Origin of the sequence: Prevotella veroralis DSM 19559 = JCM 6290, assembly GCF_000377625.1 — a bacterium.
GTDB lineage: Bacteria > Bacteroidota > Bacteroidia > Bacteroidales > Bacteroidaceae > Prevotella > Prevotella veroralis.
The window spans coordinates 243919-260368 of sequence record NZ_KB898327.1; the positions used below are offsets into that span (position 1 = coordinate 243919).

Sequence of the window (16450 nt, forward strand, 5' to 3'; positions counted from 1 at the left end):
CATTATCTAAGTACAATATCAATGCTGTTTGAGACGTAGTTCTTTAAGATAAGAGTATGTTGAGAATTCAGGATTAGATAGTACTAATGAATCGTTATACAGCGAGTCGCGCAGCGTAATTACACCTTTCTTACGACTTTGCTGGACGTGTCGGAGGGCTATACTCCCTACTGCCTCCTCCCAGAAATAATCGTCTCCACCAACCCCAATCATGGTTGTGTCATTGTAAGTTTGCAATAAAACCTGCTCCACATGAGGGCTCTTCCGTCTTATCAAAGCGTCCAATGCAGAGAGACGAACAACGGGCGAATAACGATGATGGGTATAAGTTAGGAGTTGAGAATCGGTGCAAAGGCTGTCTAATAAGTCTTGAACAAGCGGATAAGCAACTGCCTTTCTACGCTTCATAAAGGCTGTGTCGACCTTAGCCAACAGGCTATCATAATTGTAAGAGCACCTTGCTGTCTCCGTTAGTGTATAGTCATCGAAGTGACCCGACCAATTCAATAGGAATAAGACCTTGCTTAATTGCCCTTGACGGCTATCTGTACAGGACAATAGCAAGGCACTGATTACGAAGATAAAGACTATTTTCCTCATTCCTGTTAAGTATTTAGAAGTGAATAAACTAGCGCAGAGCAATACCCGTATAAATGGTTCCGAAACCCTCTTTGAGGATTCGTGCCGAGAAGAAGTCATCGGCATTGTCATAGGTACAAATAGCTGATTGAAGGATGTTCGAGGCGGGAACTCCCATCTCTTCAAGCTGTAGTTGGTTACAAAGCGGGAGGTCTATATGCCACTTCTCGTGCCTCTTTGCAATACGATCCATAGGGAAGTTCGCAGTGGCGAAGGCGTCATATACCTCCTGCCCTACCTCAAAGTTCTTCTCAGATATGCATGGTCCAATAACGACTTTAAGCTCTGCTGGCTTCGTATCATATTGCTCCATCATGTGCTTCAAGGTGTGTTGTGCGATACGTTGCACCGTCCCTCTCCACCCTGCATGGGCTGCTCCTATGGCGTGATGAGTGGGATCGTAGAAGAGAACAGGGACGCAATCGGCAGTGTGCACACCAATGCAAACATTACAACAATCGGTAATGACGGCATCTTTCCCCTCTTCCTTTTCTGCTTGTTGAGCCTTTGATAATTGGAAGAAATCGCTTGTTACGATCAGACAATGGGTTTCGTGTATCTGATGAAGGCGCACAAATCTATCCGCCTCAACCCCTATCTCGGTTGCTACAGCTTGTAGATTTGTGGCAACAGCAGTAGGCTCATCCCCACGATGAGGGTTGATGTTCAGCGTAGCAAGCTGTCCCTTGCTGACACCACCATGCCGAGTTGTGCTGAAAGCAACAACCCCTTTGGCAATGTCATAATAGTGTAATATGGGCTTAATCATTGGTATATTCAAAGTCATCAAGGTCTTCCACCTCATCCAATTCATCGATACCAACATCCTCAACATCGTCGATGTCGGCATCTTCAGCAGCCAATTCCGCAGCGAAACGACTCATATCTTTATCGCGATGAACGAGTGTGTCCTCTGAAGTTATGTCTTGCAACTTGTTGCTTTCAGCGTTTAGTTCTTTCCAAAGAACGTCCTTTAACTCATCAATTCCTTGACCAGTTACAGCCGAAATGAATACTACAGGGAGGTCATCGGGTAATGTTTCTTTGAGCATTTCGATGAGTTCCTCGTCTAGTAAGTCGCACTTCGTAACCGCTAAGACACGATGTTTATCGAGCATCTCAGGGTTGAATTGCCTTAGTTCATTAAGTAGAATCTCATATTCCTTCTTGATATCATCCGTATCACCAGGCACCATAAAGAGTAAGAGCGAGTTGCGCTCAATATGACGAAGGAAGCGCAAACCGAGTCCCTTTCCTTCGCTAGCTCCCTCGATAATACCCGGTATGTCAGCCATCACGAAACTCTGATTATCACGATAGCTAACAATGCCCAACGATGGTTCCATTGTAGTGAAAGGGTAATTGGCAATCTTTGGTTTCGCACTTGAAAGCGATGATAACAAGGTTGACTTACCGGCATTGGGGAATCCAACAAGTCCCACATCGGCTAAGAGTTTAAGCTCAAGTATGACCGTCATCTCCTGCATTGGCTCACCCGGTTGGGCGTAACGTGGAGCATGGTTTGTCGATGTTCTGAATTGGAAATTGCCCAATCCTCCTCGTCCACCTTTCAATAACATCACCGTCTGCCCATCGTGCATAACATCGCAGACATACTTTCCTGTCTCGGCATCATATACCACAGTACCACATGGGACATCAATATAAACATCCTTACCATCCGTTCCGTGGCACTTATCACGACCTCCGTTGCCTCCATGTTCAGCGTAGACATGACGCTGATACTTCAAGTGAAGCAATGTCCAATAGTTATGGTTACCACGCAGATAAACGCTTCCGCCTTTACCTCCATCACCACCATCAGGGCCGCCATTAGGGTTATACTTCACATGCCGAAGGTGCATAGAGCCTCTTCCACCCTTACCTGATCGACAGTAAATCTTTACATAGTCTACGAAGTTACTATCCATTATATATATATTTAAAGAGAAGCCTCCCCAAGCCCCTCCAAAGGAGGGGATGTCTGATTACCTCAAGTGGTAACTTAAACATCCCCTCCTTTGGAGGGGTTTGGGGAGGCGTTGTTTATTATAGTTGTTCTATAACCTCTGCAATTCTATTGAAGATCTCATCAACAGTACCTAAGCCTTCTACATGATGATGAATACCCTCACCCTCATACCATTCAATCAATGGAGAGGTCTGTGTGTGGTAAACATTAAGGCGCTTCTTGATTGTCTCTTCGTTGTCATCAGAACGACCACTTTGCTGTCCACGGAGTACCAAACGCTTCATTAACTCGTCCTCTGGTACAAACAACTCAATCATTGCAGCAACGTTATGACCACGCTCTGCTAACATCTTCTTCAGTGCTTCGGCTTGTGGAATTGTACGTGGGAAACCATCAAAGATAACACCCTTGTGATCCTTTCCAAAACTATCATAAACACTTGCAAGGATATCTACCATCAATTCATCTGGTATAAGCTGACCATTGTCAATGTAGCCTTTTGCAGTCTTACCTAACTCTGTTCCGTTCTTGATTTCATTACGAAGTACATCCCCAGTAGAGATGTGTTCAAAACCATACTTCTCAATCATCTTGTCGCTCTGAGTACCCTTTCCAGCACCAGGCGCACCAAAAATAACAATATTCTTCATTATCCTTTAATCTTTTACAAGCGTATAAATATCTCTTAAATTACGACCCTCTTGGTCATAATCGAGTCCGTAACCTACGATAAAATCATTGGGTATCTCGAAGGCAGCATACTCTATATTCAATGGAACAGCGAGCTTTCCTGGCTTCAACAACAATGTACAAATATGAAGACCAGCAGGATTACGCGTACCTAAAGTTTCAAGCATACGCTTCATAGTTGCACCTGTATCGACAATATCCTCTACTATGATAACCTCACGACCACTGATATCATTGTTCAGACCAATCACCTCTTTGATTGCTCCAGTAGATGTCGTTCCCTCATAAGAAGCTAACTTCACGAATGATATCTCACATGGAATTGTGATGTTCTTCATTAAGTCCGACGCATACATGAACGAGCCGTTCAACACCGCAAGGAAGAGCGGAGTCTTTCCTTCAAAATCCTTATTAATACGATTAGCTACCTGCTTTACTCTCTCCAGAATCTCTGTTTCGGGAATAGAAGTCTCGAACGTTTTATCCTTAATAGTTACACGACTCATAATCATATAATTCTTTATTTTGCGCAAAATTACAAAAATTATGGCAAACAAACCTATCCGATTAGCATTAATTTCGTAAATTTGCCATCGGTATGAAGATATTTACTAGTGCCCAGATACACGAACTGGACAGATATACAATAGAACATGAACCCATTAGGTCGGTTGACTTAATGGAGCGAGCAGCTAAAGCCATCACTCATGCAATCACTGAGGAATGGACCACTCACACGCCAGTTGTGGTCTTTGCTGGTCCTGGCAACAATGGTGGAGACGCTCTTGCTGTGGCAAGATTACTAATAAATGAGGGATATAAAGTTAATACTTACTTATTCAATATCACGAATCATCTCTCTGATGATTGTGTAACGAATCGACAGCGATTACTTGATGGTAAGCACACAAAAGACTTTATTGAAGTAACTGCCAAGTTTGATCCTCCAGAGCTTACAGCCGACATGCTTGTTGTCGATGGGCTCTTCGGTTCAGGATTAAACAAGCCTTTAGCTGGTGGATTTGCATCTTTGGTGAAGTACATCAATCAAAGTCCTGCAAAGGTTGTAAGTATAGATGTGCCATCTGGGTTGATGTCTGAGGACAATACTTATAACGTACGTGCGAATATCATCCATGCGTATATTACACTTACACTACACGAAAGAAAGTTGTCTTTCCTATTTGGAGATGCACAGCAGTTTATCGGTAAACTAAAAGTTCTCGATATACGCCTTAGTCCCGAATACATCCAAAAGACAGAAGCTCAATACCATGTTCTCGAAGAGAATGACATTCGTTCTCGCCTCCTTCATCGCGATGACTTCGCCCACAAAGGCAACATGGGTAATGCCCTTATCGTTGCTGGAAGCTATGGAATGGCAGGTGCAGCAGTCCTTGCCACACGTGCTTGCTTGCGTAGTGGAGTTGGTAAAGTAACTGTCCACACACCTAGGAAAAACTATGATATCATGCAGATATCTGTCCCCGAGGCAGTACTTCAGCTGGATCATGAAGAAACCGCTTTCACAGAAGCAGTAGACACTGACGGCTTCGACGCATTAGGTATCGGACCTGGCTTGGGACGCCAGGAAACGACTGCAATAGCGATGATCGCACAGATTCGACGTGCACAATGTCCTATCGTGGCGGACGCTGATGCCTTGAATATTCTTGCCAGTCATCGTGCATGGATGCAGCAGTTACCAAAGGGAATCATCATGACTCCACATCCAAAAGAGCTTGATCGACTAACGGGATCACCCGCTAATGCCGACTATGAACGTCTACATCGAACATGCGAACTCGCCAAGTCTTTGCAGGCTTACATCATATTAAAAGGTCACAATAGTGCGCTTTGCTTACCCAACGGAAACGTATTCTTCAATCCAACGGGCAACAGTGGAATGGCAACAGCAGGTAGTGGCGATGTGCTCACAGGTATTATTACCGCCCTTCTTGCACGTGGTTATCATCAGCAGAATGCCTGCATCGTTGGCATGTATTTGCATGGGCTTGCTGGCGACCTTGCCGCTAAAGAACTTGGCAAAGAGAGTCTTGTTGCAAGTGATATTATCAATTATCTCCCCAAAGCATTCCAACATTTAGACGATTAAAAGTTACTATATAATAAGGTGAAAAGTCATCCCCATTTGGCAAGTCCAAGTGGGGATGAATGTTTTAAAGGGCTTTATAATCATCTCAAAGAGAATGAACAAACGTATAAAAGAATAGCGGTAGCACCCAACAAAGGGTACTACCGCTATCTTTTATGTGATCTCGTAGACCGATAACTAATGATTAGTCGCAGTTAACGAGCTTGTTATCAGAACCGAGAACATCTGTGATCTTATGCTTGTAAAGATCCTCCATGTACTCACGAGCCTTTCCGCAATACTGACGTGGGTCGAAGTACTCTGGGTGCTCATCGAATGTCTGGCGTACACCTGCAGTAAATGCAAGACGTGAGTCAGAGTCGATGTTGATCTTACATACAGCACTCTTAGCTGCCTGACGGAGCTGATCTTCAGGAATACCAACAGCGTTTGGCAACTTACCACCATGCTCGTTGATGATGTCAACATACTCCTGTGGAACAGAAGAAGAGCCGTGAAGAACGATAGGGAAGCCTGGGAGCTGCTTCTCGATGGCTGCGAGAACGTCGAAAGCCAATGGAGGAGGAATCAAACGACCAGTCTTCGGGTCACGTGTACACTGCTCTGGAGTGAACTTGTAAGCACCATGAGAAGTACCAATAGAGATAGCCAATGAGTCACAACCAGTACGAGTAGCGAAGTCAACAACCTCTTCTGGCTTTGTATAGTGAGATACCTCTGAAGCAACCTCATCCTCAACACCAGCGAGAACACCAAGTTCTGCCTCTACAGTTACGTCGAACTGATGTGCATACTCTACTACCTTCTTTGTCAAAGCGATATTCTCCTCGTATGGAAGAGCAGAACCATCAATCATTACAGAAGAGAATCCGAAGTCTACACAAGACTTACATGTCTCGAAGCTATCACCGTGGTCTAGGTGAAGAACAATCTCTGGATGATGGCAACCCAACTCCTTTGCGTACTCTACAGCGCCCTCTGCAAGGTAACGAAGTAAAGTCTGGTTAGCATACTTGCGAGCACCCTTAGATACCTGAAGGATAACTGGTGACTTTAATTCTGATGATGCCTTGATGATTGCCTGAAGCTGCTCAAGGTTATTGAAGTTGAATGCTGGGATAGCATAACCGCCTTTGATTGCTCTCTTGAACATATCACGTGTGTTCACGAGACCTAATTTCTTGTAATCTACAACTGCCATAATCTTTATGTTTTAAATAATGAATAAGTCAATACCTATTGTTACTTGCAAAAGTACGACATTATTTTCTGATAGCCAAGATATGATAGCTATTAAATGAAGCGCAAGTGTTAAATTGCGTAATTAACTATTAGCTGGACTTGACTTATATGTACCTTTGCATACAAATGACTAATGATTAAGTGTAAAGGATATATGAAGTATAAGATGATTGTGCTCGATCTTGATGGCACACTGACGAATAATAAGAAGGAGATAACGCCTAAAACGAAGGAAGTTCTTATGCAAGCGCAGGCAAAGGGCGTACATATTGTATTGGCATCGGGGCGTCCCACTTACGGAATTATACCTCTTGCTGAGGAGTTAGAACTAAAGACTCATGGCGGATTCATCCTCGCTTACAACGGAGGAAAGATTATTGACTGCGCTAATAATCGTGTTTTATTTGAACAGAAGTTAGATGAGAAGCTCGTTCCCATGCTCTATGAAGGGGCGAAGAAGGCTGGTTTACAGATTCTAACTTACCAAGGTGAGGGTATTGCAGCCACTCAAAAGGATGATAAATATGTACAGATTGAGGCGCACATCAATAAGATGCCAGTCGTTCAATACGATGACTTCCTCCGCCAACTGGTCTATCCTATTAATAAATGTCTGATTGTTGGCGAGCCAACTAAGCTCCATCAATTAGAGTTAAGTCTACTTGCTCAACTGAAAGGACAGATGGAGCTTTATCGTTCAGCCGATTACTTCTTAGAGTGTGTGCCCTTAGGTATCGACAAAGCACAGTCGCTCAACCGCTTAATCACTATACTCGGTATCTCCAAAGAGGAGGTTATCGCCTGTGGTGATGGCTATAATGACCTTAGTATGATACGCTTTGCAGGACTCGGGGTAGCCATGGCGAACGCAGCAAAAGACATACAATCAGAAGCTGACTACGTAACTTTGTCCAACGAAGAAGATGGTGTTGCACATGTCGTTGAGCAATTTATTCTTGCAGAGTAAAGGCCTCACCCCCGCCCCCTCTCCGAATGTTAAAACCTCCCCCAACCCCTCCCAAGGAGGGGAGTGCCTAACGGAAGTTAGTTAGGAAAGGCTCTCTTGGATATGAAGAGAGGCTCTCTTGGATACGAAGGAACGCCCTCCTTGATTCAAGAAGGGCATTTCCTTGTTTTCGCTCTGACTATTTCTGTTAACGAGGCACTGTCTCATTACACCCCGACCAAGCCATCTCCTAACTAGCTCCCGTTAGGCACTCCTCCCCTTGGGGGAGGTTGGGAGGGGTTTCGAGGGTATTCTTCTTTCCTCTTTCTCCAGTATTCCCTTCAATAAAAACGTGGCATTCTGATTGCGTGCCACACCCTTACTTATCTTGTAAGAGTAGGTGATCTGCTCCCCTAACTCAATCTCAAAGCAATAGTTATGGAAGCGTTCTGGCTCCTCATCTTCCATCTTTGACAACTCTAAGTCATGTGTGGCAATCACGCCCGTGACGTTTCGTGAGGCGATATGTTGTAGGAATAGACGTGAACCATTTAGCTTATCCAAGGAGTTAGTGCCCTTTAGTATCTCGTCAAGGATGATGAGGTTCGGTGTAGACTCACGTAGAGAGCCTAACAGCTGATCGAGTCGTAAGAGTTCAGCATTGAAGTAGGAGATACCATGAGTGAGGTCATCTGTGGTGCGCATACTCGTGAATAAGTGAAAGACAGAGACCTTTAGTTGCTTGGCAAACACGGGTAATCCGTTCATTGCCAACAGATAATTCACACCCAACGAACGCAGGAACGTACTCTTACCTGCCATGTTTGCACCTGTTACTATATAATATTCACGATCTTGAATGTCGAAGTCGTTTGCCACAGCATGCTCTCCTAAGAAAGGATGATAGAGTGCTTTTGCATTAAAGACAACCTGATTCTCTGCCACAACTTCAGCCTGCACCGCCTTGTTCTCATTGAGTTTGTAATTGCCCATAGATACCAGTGTATCGAAGAGATTCAGTGTTTCTATCCATTCATTTGTACGCTCTTCATACGCTCGTTGCCACTGCTGAAAGAGTCGGACAATGGTTATATCAATCAAAGCAAAGCAATTAAAGATGAATATACCAATCTCATTACTGCGGTTATCTATCTTCTGTAAGATGAGTGCTAACCGCTCTAATGACTCTTCCGCACCTGCTAATCGCCCTTTCAATGCCTGCAATTCTGATGCTTGAAAGTCGGTTTGATTGATGAGCCTCAGCACTTGTAAATAGCCGTCAACCGCTGTTTGCACCTTTGCTATCAGTTCGGATATAACACGGATGTGCTTATGCGAACACAAGAAAGCTAACAGGAAGTTGAAGATTCCCCACCATATTGGCAACAAGGAGGGCACGATGTCCATGAATGAAAGTACGATACTGGCATAGAAACCCAGCAAGTTTGCAGAACAGAAAAGGCGGAAAAGAGGATGAGAGAAGTATTTGGGTAGCTGCTTTTGATGCACATCTGTCAGTGCAATCAGCACATCCTTCGTTTCAATCTGCCCCTTTACACCAAACGACTTAAACCGAGTTAGAAACGCTTCTGCCTGTCCTAACTCTTGAATAGATGCCATTCTCTGATGGATTTGCTCAACATGTTCCCTCTGATGCGCACTTCCCCACTCCATTGATAAACACTCTGCTAACTGGTCGCTACCACCTGTTGAGATGGTGCGGTTGATGCGTTGGAACAGAGAACCAGCTCCGAACACATCTAAATCGTATGTGTATGGATGTTGCGGATTGACATACTGCGTACCAGCATTAAGTTTACTGAAGTCGCCATGATGGTAGTTTATCTCATTCTCATAGGTCATCACCATTGCTTCTCCCTCCTTTATACGGCGGTCGTTACGCACATCTAACTTGCGAATGTATAGATATAAGAAGAGAGCTAACAGCCCACAAGGTAGCGTCCAGGCTGCATTAGCAAGCAAAGTATAGAGTACTACGAAGCCAATCGCAAGTAAGAAAGAGCTTACTTCAGCCAGAATAAAAGCCCGACTACGGTTGCGAAGCCTTGAGAGAAGGCTATTCTCTTCTTCAACTTTCCGTTGATAACGAGCTGTTAGATCCTTATTCATGTTGAGAAATATACTATATTGAAAGCGTTTATTGCGTTATAACCTCTTTACGAACACGTCCATCGCTGTACTTCACAATGTTGATTCCCTTTTGCGGAGCCGTAATTCGCCGACCATCCAATGTATAACGTGCGGTCTCAACAGCGGTTTCCTTTCTCTCAGAAACAGATGAGATAGAATTCGGGATAGCGTCAGCAATACTGCACTTAGCCGCATTCTCTATTCTTCCCGTTTGTGTGTTTATCAGCAAAACACATACCTTCAGTTTTGCTTTATCACGTATGATTGGCTTGCTCGAAACATTCTTGAATACGTAAGAGTGGCTCTGTGTCTGGTCGGCTTTGATAGGAGCTTTGATATGCCCCATCAAAGGTTTCCCCACTCCTTCGGCTGCAATAGCAACAAAGTTGTTTACTAGATTACGGACATTAAAAGGTGCTCTTATAAACTCATCAAGCTCCTTTGATATACCAAGCTCATTCGTATCTTGTGAGAAATTATTGCTTTGTACCCAAGAAGGATCAGACATTCCGTCTTCTGTCAATACATAAGTAAAGCCGTAAGGAGCCTCTTCCTTATTCACACAGAAGGTCACACTGGGAGTCACGGTGATATTATTCTTCTGTTCATCCCATACCGCGGTGACATCAACATCCATGTCTGCTCCAGCCGATCTTTCGCTTTCGAATTCCTCTCTTGCTATATAATAAGCCAGCTTCCGGTTCCTATTCATCCATAGAGATGGGCGATTTCTATCTTCATAGGCTTTAGCATCATAGTCTTGACAACGCAACGGATCGCTTGAATGAATGACTATTCCTATGAAGTCATCGGCGTAGGTGTTGGCAAGATTCTCTACTAATGCAATGCCACGCGGACAGTATCCACACCACATAGCAGTGTAATCCTCTACCACTACTCGTCGCTTAGGAACCTTGTTAACTGTCACTCTCGGCAATGTAGCATAGTTGAAGGTGGCATTGTTCCTATCCCCATTTACCTTTGTAATCGTAAAGATTAAGTTAGTTTCTGATAGCTCGGTGTGGGGTGGAACATCAATTTCTATCGTTGCACCATCATTGTGATTCAAGTCTTCAGGTAAGGTATAATGCTTTGAAGCCAGTATATTCTCATTAAAAGAAAGCGTATAGTCGAAGTCGTGAATGGTATTTCTACCATAATTAGAAACCATCAACTTTGCCTTTACACTCGTTGCTGTGATGGGCACATACACCTTCTGACCAGTAGAAGGGATAAGTGTATTGTCATCGGCTTTGATATCAGTTGCATAACAACTGACCATAACCAATACAAGAAGCTGTATATAAAACTTATGTAACATACAATATTTGAATGATTAAAGATAGGTATTTATTGCACAACTAACTTCTTAATTGTCTCCTTTGAACCCGTTTGCTTCACGATGTAAACACCCTTAGGAAGATTCGACAAGGATGTAAGCTGCCTATATAATAATGTGCCTTGAGTATTGAAGACATCGTAAGTTTCGGCATAAGAAGACGCCACAGAAGCAACACCTGTTGGGGCTGTATCGAACTTAATTGTTAGTGTTAATCCCTGCTTTTCAGCCTCTGCTCCTTCTTCTTTTGTTGTTAGGTGCAAGGTTATCTCACATTTCTCATTTTGCTTAAAATTGTGTTCTACATCAATAACTTCCTTTTTTGTACTACTAAACAACGTCGGGGAACCTACCACGTATGAGCCTGGCTGATAACTAATACTACATTCTTTCAACGCACAAACCTTTACTTCGCCCTCCTCTATCTTCTTAATTGTACAGTGAAGGGTCACTATCTGACTCTTTCCAGACCTATTCTGAACAAACAACTCCCTGCCTATTTTCTTCCATCCAGGATTGAATATGTCATAATCCACATTGTTCAATACAATCGTTGTATTGTTGTTTATCACGTTGCCTTGCTCATCTACAAAGGCAACATCATTAGTACTTGTTTGCGCATGGGCACTGGTAAAGAAACAAGCAACTAATCCTACCAGTGCGAGTAAACGTAATTTCATATCGATTCTTTAATATTTATGGTTTTAATTTATAGCCATTTTATGAGAGAGAAACCCTTTGTTGCACTACTTGCAACACACCACTTTCATTATAAAAGAAGCCTATAACCCAAGTTCTATTGGGTTTCATACCCTCTGGAAGCGTATATAAGAACTTCTCTTTCATCGTATTAGAAAGCATTAACTCTGTGCCCCATTCACCATTAATTGCTGCTCGGAACACATGACGATGCACATATTCCTTCTCCAATTTATTGTTGGGGAAAAGCTGAGGAGCTACCACGTTATCCTCCACCAACCATAGTTGTAGCTTCCCATTTACATTTCCTTTCAAGCTCTTCAAGTCTGTTTCAATATTCACTTGACGCTTATTAGCATTATACTGACACCTTAGGTCTATGCTAACAGTTGTTGTTTGAGCAAGTTCATCATAAATACGTCCTGCCCAAGCATCCTTAGATAGCACGCCTCCATGACGATTGATAAGTGCTTTCGGAACGTTTGGAACAGCCCAATGCTTATAATACATATCACCCATATCAGTGCGCAAGCCTACTACACTTGACGTATTCTTTAGGGCAAGAGGACCTGCATGAAAGGCTACAGCAATCAATTTATCTGCTCCGTAAGAGTTCTGTAACTGTACAATTGCTGTAGCTGCTTCAGGACAGAAGATGCAACGTTGACCTGTAAACTCTTCTATCAACACGTTGTGCTGAACTGTAACTGCAGGGATTTCTACCAATCGTTCGTCACGACAGACAGGGTCACAACTAACCAAAAAGATTAATGAACTTAGGAGGAATAGATATATATTCTTCATCTCGTTTAGAAGTTATAATTATAAGAGAGGGTCAATCCCTTGGTCGCAGGGATATATCGGCATACACCGCCAGAGCAGTTGAATCCAGCGCGAGTACGACCATATCCCAGTTGTAACCGGTGCGCCCCACCACTATAGGTCACGTAGCCTTGATAATAATGTACATGCATATTGCCCGCATTATAAAGGTCGCTTACTGTAAACATCCAATGTGGTGCAAGCGACAACTCGCCTAATCCGAATGCCCAATCACGATCTCCTTCCTTTGAAGTAAGGTATTGCGCCTCTACACGCAAGGTCGTTTTAGGTGACAATTTCTGCTTGACATCAGCTATAAAGATATGTGAGTTCAACATTCCCCCATGCCCTTCGAGTAGCAATTGATTGTAACGTTGAATCATATACATCATACTTAGCTTCGTTCCTCGATATAGTCGTCTCTCCAACTGGACGTCTATGTCTTGGTAATAAGTTGATGTTCCCCAAGCCCAGAAAGGGCTTCCGTAACCATCTGTCCCTATTTCATTTGTTCCTTTTCTACGTATTGAATGAACGTGAGCAAGGTTCATTTTGATGGTTGTACCATACTTTCCACCTAACACAGAACCCTTTGGTATTGTATAGGCAGCAGTTGCTTGGTAAGCCCACTCACCCTCGGGGCGTGTGGCGTAGGGGTAGAGTGCAGCCAAAGTATAGGTATGCTCCACCGTGAAAGGCGGTAGATGATTGATGAAAGAGGAGATTCCTTCCATCCCTCTACGGCTTCGGAAACCCATATTTGTACTCCGTTTTGCTTGTAGAAGTAAGCTCATTCCACGCTTGGAATAGGACCCTGAGAGCATTGCCACATAGCCATTACGATAGATATAACCATTATCATGGGATGGATCTTGCGTCTTCATTGCCATTTCTGCCAATACATTGAAGCCGTGATGTTGCACTCGCAAGCGTAAATCGAACGCATTGACATAACGAGGAAGGCGCAGGCGATGAGTGGGATCAACCATTATTACTTCGTCTTTCTCATACTTATTGAGGTAAGAAGCACCAAGAGTTATAAAGGTGTTATGCTGTTGAAGCGACTTAAACGACTCTTCCATGTTCCATTCCACATCTGCTCCTGTCATCCAACTCTTATTGTGGTGCCAGTAACGACGCTGTCGACCAGTGAGCAACTTGACCGCAACTCCCGCACAAGGGAGATAGTTCAAGCGTGCTCCTTGCAATGAGTTGTCAATTCCAAGACTGCGTTCTTCATACGAACGGAGGATGAAACCAGAGCCAAACTGCTCATAGAAGCTACCCAAAGTAAGCTCCGCATTCTTATAACGACCCTTCAAGTAGGCGTAAGGAACGCCCCAACCCTTAAAGTCATTCTCGTATCCTGGGAGTGGATGGGGCATATATTCCAACCTTGCACCCGCCTCAAAGTAACTGTTTGAAAGCCTCAAGTCGAGATAAGTATTCGTTCGGAAACGACTGCCTGTAGCCTCTGCGCCTGTCGTACTGTCCTTTTGTGCCAACAGCATATCACTCTGAAGACTTCCAGAAAGGTGTAATTTGTCGGACTCTTGTGCATAAACTGATGCACTACTCAGGCTCATGAGCAGTCCTATCATCATCCATCTTTTCATAAAATCACCTTCTTGCTACCTCTTTCACCTTCTTATATAGCTCCATCTCAGCGCCCTCTGTGTAGCCATTATGCTTATAAACAATCCTGCCCTGACCATCAAGTAAGACCGTATAAGGCACTGACTGGATACCTAACGAGCGTCGGAACTCACCATTAGGATCAAGTAATACATCATAACGCCAGCCATTCTGGTCGACCATCGGCTTCACCTTATTGACGTTTTGAGCCTGATCAATGGATACAGCAACGATTCGCACACCTGTTTCTCGGTGCCAATCGTCATAAAGCTCATCAATGCTTTTCAACTCACGGTCGCATGGTTTGCACCAAGTAGCAAAGAAGGTAACAACAAGAGGATTGCCATTATTAGAGATAGTGTCGGTTTGTACGGTCCTTCCTTCTAGATCTTTAAGGGTCACTTTGGGCAATTGCTCTTGTGCACCAACAGCCACACTCGCCCATAAGAGACAAAGGGATAGAAATAATTTATTCATTGTCTTTAGTTATAATTAGGCTGCAAATATACGAAAAAAAAGCGATATGACAAAGGGTAGTATTCGCTAACTCCTGTAAAATAGAGGGTCGTCAAGGTGGTTTGAAATACCATCTTCGATTTTTTCCAGCCCCGATGTAGCCTCGTTCTTAGCTCCCGATAGCCCCTTCAGAATGATTAATATTTAATTTAAACCTATCTTTTTTGCTCCTTCTTACTCCTTTGTAGCGTTGCAAACTACTTTGAATAATGTAATAAAATACTGCTAATTTCAGGGCGTCTATTTGCGTTTTTCAGAAGAACAAGGGACTTTGTCCACAAATACGGGAATTAGAGAGCACTTTCACAAGGTATTTGTAACTACCTGACTAACAGTAATTTGTATAAGAACAAGCCCCCTTTCAGGCAGAAGAAAGTAATCCTAAGTACTAAAAATAGGCTATTTTTAGCTAAAACGATAGTACTTTTTACTCAAAACGGAGGTTCTTTCTACCCGAAACGGAGGTATGTCTTGCATAAAACGAAGGTACTTCTTGCACTAAACGGAGGTATGTTTTCATAAAAACGGAGGTACGTTTTCATAAAAAGCCACATATTGGTTCGTTTTCTAATAGGTATGGCTTTGAATGAAAGCTAGAATGAGAAAACAAATTGTAAAGTACTTTCTATATCAATCCCCACCACTTCCGACCATTTAAAAAGGAGGATGCGCCACTTTGAGCGTACCCTCCTTACTGATCTTACTTTCAATCCAGTCGATAGAAGACTGTGCACATCGAAATGATATAAATGCGCTCATCTCCCTTCGTATTCATTAGGGGAAAAGGATGTTTATTGATATGAGTTTTATTGCTTTGCAATGCGTTTCTTCTTAGCACCCTTCAGCCACATATAACCCAACAATAGGATAAATGCACCCAAGATAAATAACAATGGGATGCGATATTCTTGTGGATGAACCCAGAACTCTTTGAAGAAGTTGATGCGACCGAGTATCTCTACTGGCGTCCAAAAGACGATTACTGTCGCCACAGCCATTCGAATGTTTGCACCCCAAGCGGCGATATGGAGCTGTCGACGGAACATAAAGAGTGACCCAATGAAACAGCTTATTCCGATGAGATAAGTTACTGGATGGTGGTCGCCAAGGAAGTTTTTATCATAACAGAACATCAACAACAGATAGAAAGCCCATAGTATCATGTTCAGTTCCATGAACGTGATTATGGACGTGTGATGGGTCATTGGCTGCACAACTATCTTATTCTTATGCTTTCCGAAGAGCTTCTCTTGTATCCATGTAATGAAGTCGCAACCATTACGGGTACTAAAGATATACATCGTCATGACCATCATCCACAATCCAAAGGAGGCTGGCATAATAAGATATTCAGGCTTGGTAACGACCTCACCATTTTCTATCTCGGGTGGAACTCCATAACGGCGTGCATAATAGAGGAATAGGAACTCGACCCATCCCGTCCAAAACAATAAACCGCCAATAAGCCCCCATAAGGTTTGACGAGTATCTCCTTTGACAAAGACACCGACGATAACCATAATCAAGCCAACAAACCCCATTGTGAAACCAGCATAATGTACAGCCACGGGATCCATGAACTTCTCCATCAGTATCATTAGTGCATGACCTAACGGCATTGTGAATAGTACGAGGACAAAGGAGGCTATCGTGCGCCACCAATAAGTTTTCTTTTTCTCCATT

At 43.3% G+C, this 16450-nt stretch carries 15 protein-coding genes; 2 read left to right on the forward strand and 13 right to left on the reverse strand.

What is annotated here, in order from left to right:
- Positions 1 to 18 precede the first annotated feature (18 nt).
- The 5 genes from D464_RS0104720 to hpt all read right to left on the reverse strand — a co-directional run bounded on the left by D464_RS0104720 (position 19) and on the right by hpt (position 3807).
- Positions 19 to 600, reverse strand: coding sequence for a hypothetical protein (locus D464_RS0104720; RefSeq protein ID WP_018910370.1), 582 nt, complete (start codon positions 598 to 600; stop codon positions 19 to 21).
- A 28-nt stretch (positions 601 to 628) separates the two neighbouring features.
- On the reverse strand, positions 629 to 1408 hold the full coding sequence (pgeF, locus tag D464_RS0104725; RefSeq protein WP_018910371.1) for a peptidoglycan editing factor PgeF: 780 nt from the start codon (positions 1406 to 1408) through the stop codon (positions 629 to 631).
- Complete coding sequence (obgE, locus tag D464_RS0104730; protein WP_018910372.1) at positions 1401 to 2570, reverse strand: GTPase ObgE; 1170 nt, start codon at positions 2568 to 2570, stop codon at positions 1401 to 1403. Before obgE ends, pgeF begins: the two co-directional genes overlap by 8 nt.
- Before the next feature lie 118 nt (positions 2571 to 2688).
- Positions 2689 to 3261: an adenylate kinase gene (locus D464_RS0104735; RefSeq protein WP_018910373.1), complete on the reverse strand. Its 573-nt coding sequence runs from the start codon at positions 3259 to 3261 to the stop codon at positions 2689 to 2691.
- 6 nt (positions 3262 to 3267) lie between these two features.
- On the reverse strand, positions 3268 to 3807 hold the full coding sequence (hpt, locus tag D464_RS0104740; protein WP_018910374.1) for a hypoxanthine phosphoribosyltransferase: 540 nt from the start codon (positions 3805 to 3807) through the stop codon (positions 3268 to 3270).
- A gap of 92 nt (positions 3808 to 3899) precedes the next feature.
- Between hpt and D464_RS0104745 the strand changes: the two genes are divergently transcribed.
- Positions 3900 to 5417, forward strand: coding sequence for a bifunctional ADP-dependent NAD(P)H-hydrate dehydratase/NAD(P)H-hydrate epimerase (locus D464_RS0104745; RefSeq protein ID WP_018910375.1), 1518 nt, complete (start codon positions 3900 to 3902; stop codon positions 5415 to 5417).
- A gap of 184 nt (positions 5418 to 5601) precedes the next feature.
- On the opposite strand, the gene D464_RS0104750 is transcribed toward D464_RS0104745, so the two are convergent.
- Positions 5602 to 6618 (reverse strand): class II fructose-bisphosphate aldolase, encoded by a 1017-nt coding sequence (locus tag D464_RS0104750; RefSeq protein ID WP_018910376.1) that lies wholly within the window; start codon positions 6616 to 6618, stop codon positions 5602 to 5604.
- 195 nt (positions 6619 to 6813) lie between these two features.
- Between D464_RS0104750 and D464_RS0104755 the strand changes: the two genes are divergently transcribed.
- Positions 6814 to 7626, forward strand: a complete 813-nt coding sequence (locus D464_RS0104755; protein ID WP_024985773.1) for a Cof-type HAD-IIB family hydrolase — start codon at positions 6814 to 6816, stop codon at positions 7624 to 7626.
- Between the two features lie 243 nt (positions 7627 to 7869).
- On the opposite strand, the gene D464_RS0104760 is transcribed toward D464_RS0104755, so the two are convergent.
- The 7 genes from D464_RS0104760 to D464_RS0104790 all read right to left on the reverse strand — a co-directional run bounded on the left by D464_RS0104760 (position 7870) and on the right by D464_RS0104790 (position 16449).
- Positions 7870 to 9735: a MutS-related protein gene (locus D464_RS0104760; protein WP_018910378.1), complete on the reverse strand. Its 1866-nt coding sequence runs from the start codon at positions 9733 to 9735 to the stop codon at positions 7870 to 7872.
- A gap of 28 nt (positions 9736 to 9763) precedes the next feature.
- Positions 9764 to 11077: a thioredoxin domain-containing protein gene (locus D464_RS0104765; RefSeq protein ID WP_018910379.1), complete on the reverse strand. Its 1314-nt coding sequence runs from the start codon at positions 11075 to 11077 to the stop codon at positions 9764 to 9766.
- Positions 11078 to 11106: 29 nt separating this feature from the next.
- Complete coding sequence (locus D464_RS0104770; RefSeq protein ID WP_018910380.1) at positions 11107 to 11775, reverse strand: T9SS type A sorting domain-containing protein; 669 nt, start codon at positions 11773 to 11775, stop codon at positions 11107 to 11109.
- Positions 11776 to 11815: 40 nt separating this feature from the next.
- Positions 11816 to 12598 (reverse strand): Omp28 family outer membrane lipoprotein, encoded by a 783-nt coding sequence (locus D464_RS0104775; RefSeq protein ID WP_018910381.1) that lies wholly within the window; start codon positions 12596 to 12598, stop codon positions 11816 to 11818.
- Positions 12599 to 12603: 5 nt separating this feature from the next.
- Positions 12604 to 14232 carry a DUF6029 family protein gene (locus D464_RS0104780; RefSeq protein WP_024985771.1) on the reverse strand — a complete coding sequence of 543 codons (1629 nt, stop codon included), beginning with the start codon at positions 14230 to 14232 and terminating at the stop codon, positions 12604 to 12606.
- A 4-nt stretch (positions 14233 to 14236) separates the two neighbouring features.
- The gene (locus tag D464_RS0104785; RefSeq protein WP_018910383.1) at positions 14237 to 14728 is read right to left on the reverse strand and encodes a TlpA family protein disulfide reductase; all 492 of its coding nucleotides are present in this window, start codon (positions 14726 to 14728) and stop codon (positions 14237 to 14239) included.
- A gap of 845 nt (positions 14729 to 15573) precedes the next feature.
- A complete protein-coding gene (locus D464_RS0104790; protein WP_024985770.1) occupies positions 15574 to 16449 on the reverse strand; it encodes a hypothetical protein in 876 nt (291 codons plus the stop codon).
- Between the last annotated feature and the right edge of the window lies 1 nt (position 16450).

Bases quoted from the DNA above. Each gene is read 5' to 3' on its own strand.
- D464_RS0104720 (WP_018910370.1), bottom strand. From the start codon at position 600: ATGAGGAAAATAGTCTTTATCTTCGTAATCAGTGCCTTGCTATTGTCC.
- pgeF (WP_018910371.1), bottom strand. From the start codon at position 1,408: ATGATTAAGCCCATATTACACTATTATGACATTGCCAAAGGGGTTGTT.
- obgE (WP_018910372.1), bottom strand. From the start codon at position 2,570: ATGGATAGTAACTTCGTAGACTATGTAAAGATTTACTGTCGATCAGGT.
- D464_RS0104735 (WP_018910373.1), bottom strand. From the start codon at position 3,261: ATGAAGAATATTGTTATTTTTGGTGCGCCTGGTGCTGGAAAGGGTACT.
- hpt (WP_018910374.1), bottom strand. From the start codon at position 3,807: ATGAGTCGTGTAACTATTAAGGATAAAACGTTCGAGACTTCTATTCCC.
- D464_RS0104745 (WP_018910375.1), top strand. From the start codon at position 3,900: ATGAAGATATTTACTAGTGCCCAGATACACGAACTGGACAGATATACA.
- D464_RS0104750 (WP_018910376.1), bottom strand. From the start codon at position 6,618: ATGGCAGTTGTAGATTACAAGAAATTAGGTCTCGTGAACACACGTGAT.
- D464_RS0104755 (WP_024985773.1), top strand. From the start codon at position 6,814: ATGAAGTATAAGATGATTGTGCTCGATCTTGATGGCACACTGACGAAT.
- D464_RS0104760 (WP_018910378.1), bottom strand. From the start codon at position 9,735: ATGAATAAGGATCTAACAGCTCGTTATCAACGGAAAGTTGAAGAAGAG.
- D464_RS0104765 (WP_018910379.1), bottom strand. From the start codon at position 11,077: ATGTTACATAAGTTTTATATACAGCTTCTTGTATTGGTTATGGTCAGT.
- D464_RS0104770 (WP_018910380.1), bottom strand. From the start codon at position 11,775: ATGAAATTACGTTTACTCGCACTGGTAGGATTAGTTGCTTGTTTCTTT.
- D464_RS0104775 (WP_018910381.1), bottom strand. From the start codon at position 12,598: ATGAAGAATATATATCTATTCCTCCTAAGTTCATTAATCTTTTTGGTT.
- D464_RS0104780 (WP_024985771.1), bottom strand. From the start codon at position 14,232: ATGAAAAGATGGATGATGATAGGACTGCTCATGAGCCTGAGTAGTGCA.
- D464_RS0104785 (WP_018910383.1), bottom strand. From the start codon at position 14,728: ATGAATAAATTATTTCTATCCCTTTGTCTCTTATGGGCGAGTGTGGCT.
- D464_RS0104790 (WP_024985770.1), bottom strand. From the start codon at position 16,449: ATGGAGAAAAAGAAAACTTATTGGTGGCGCACGATAGCCTCCTTTGTC.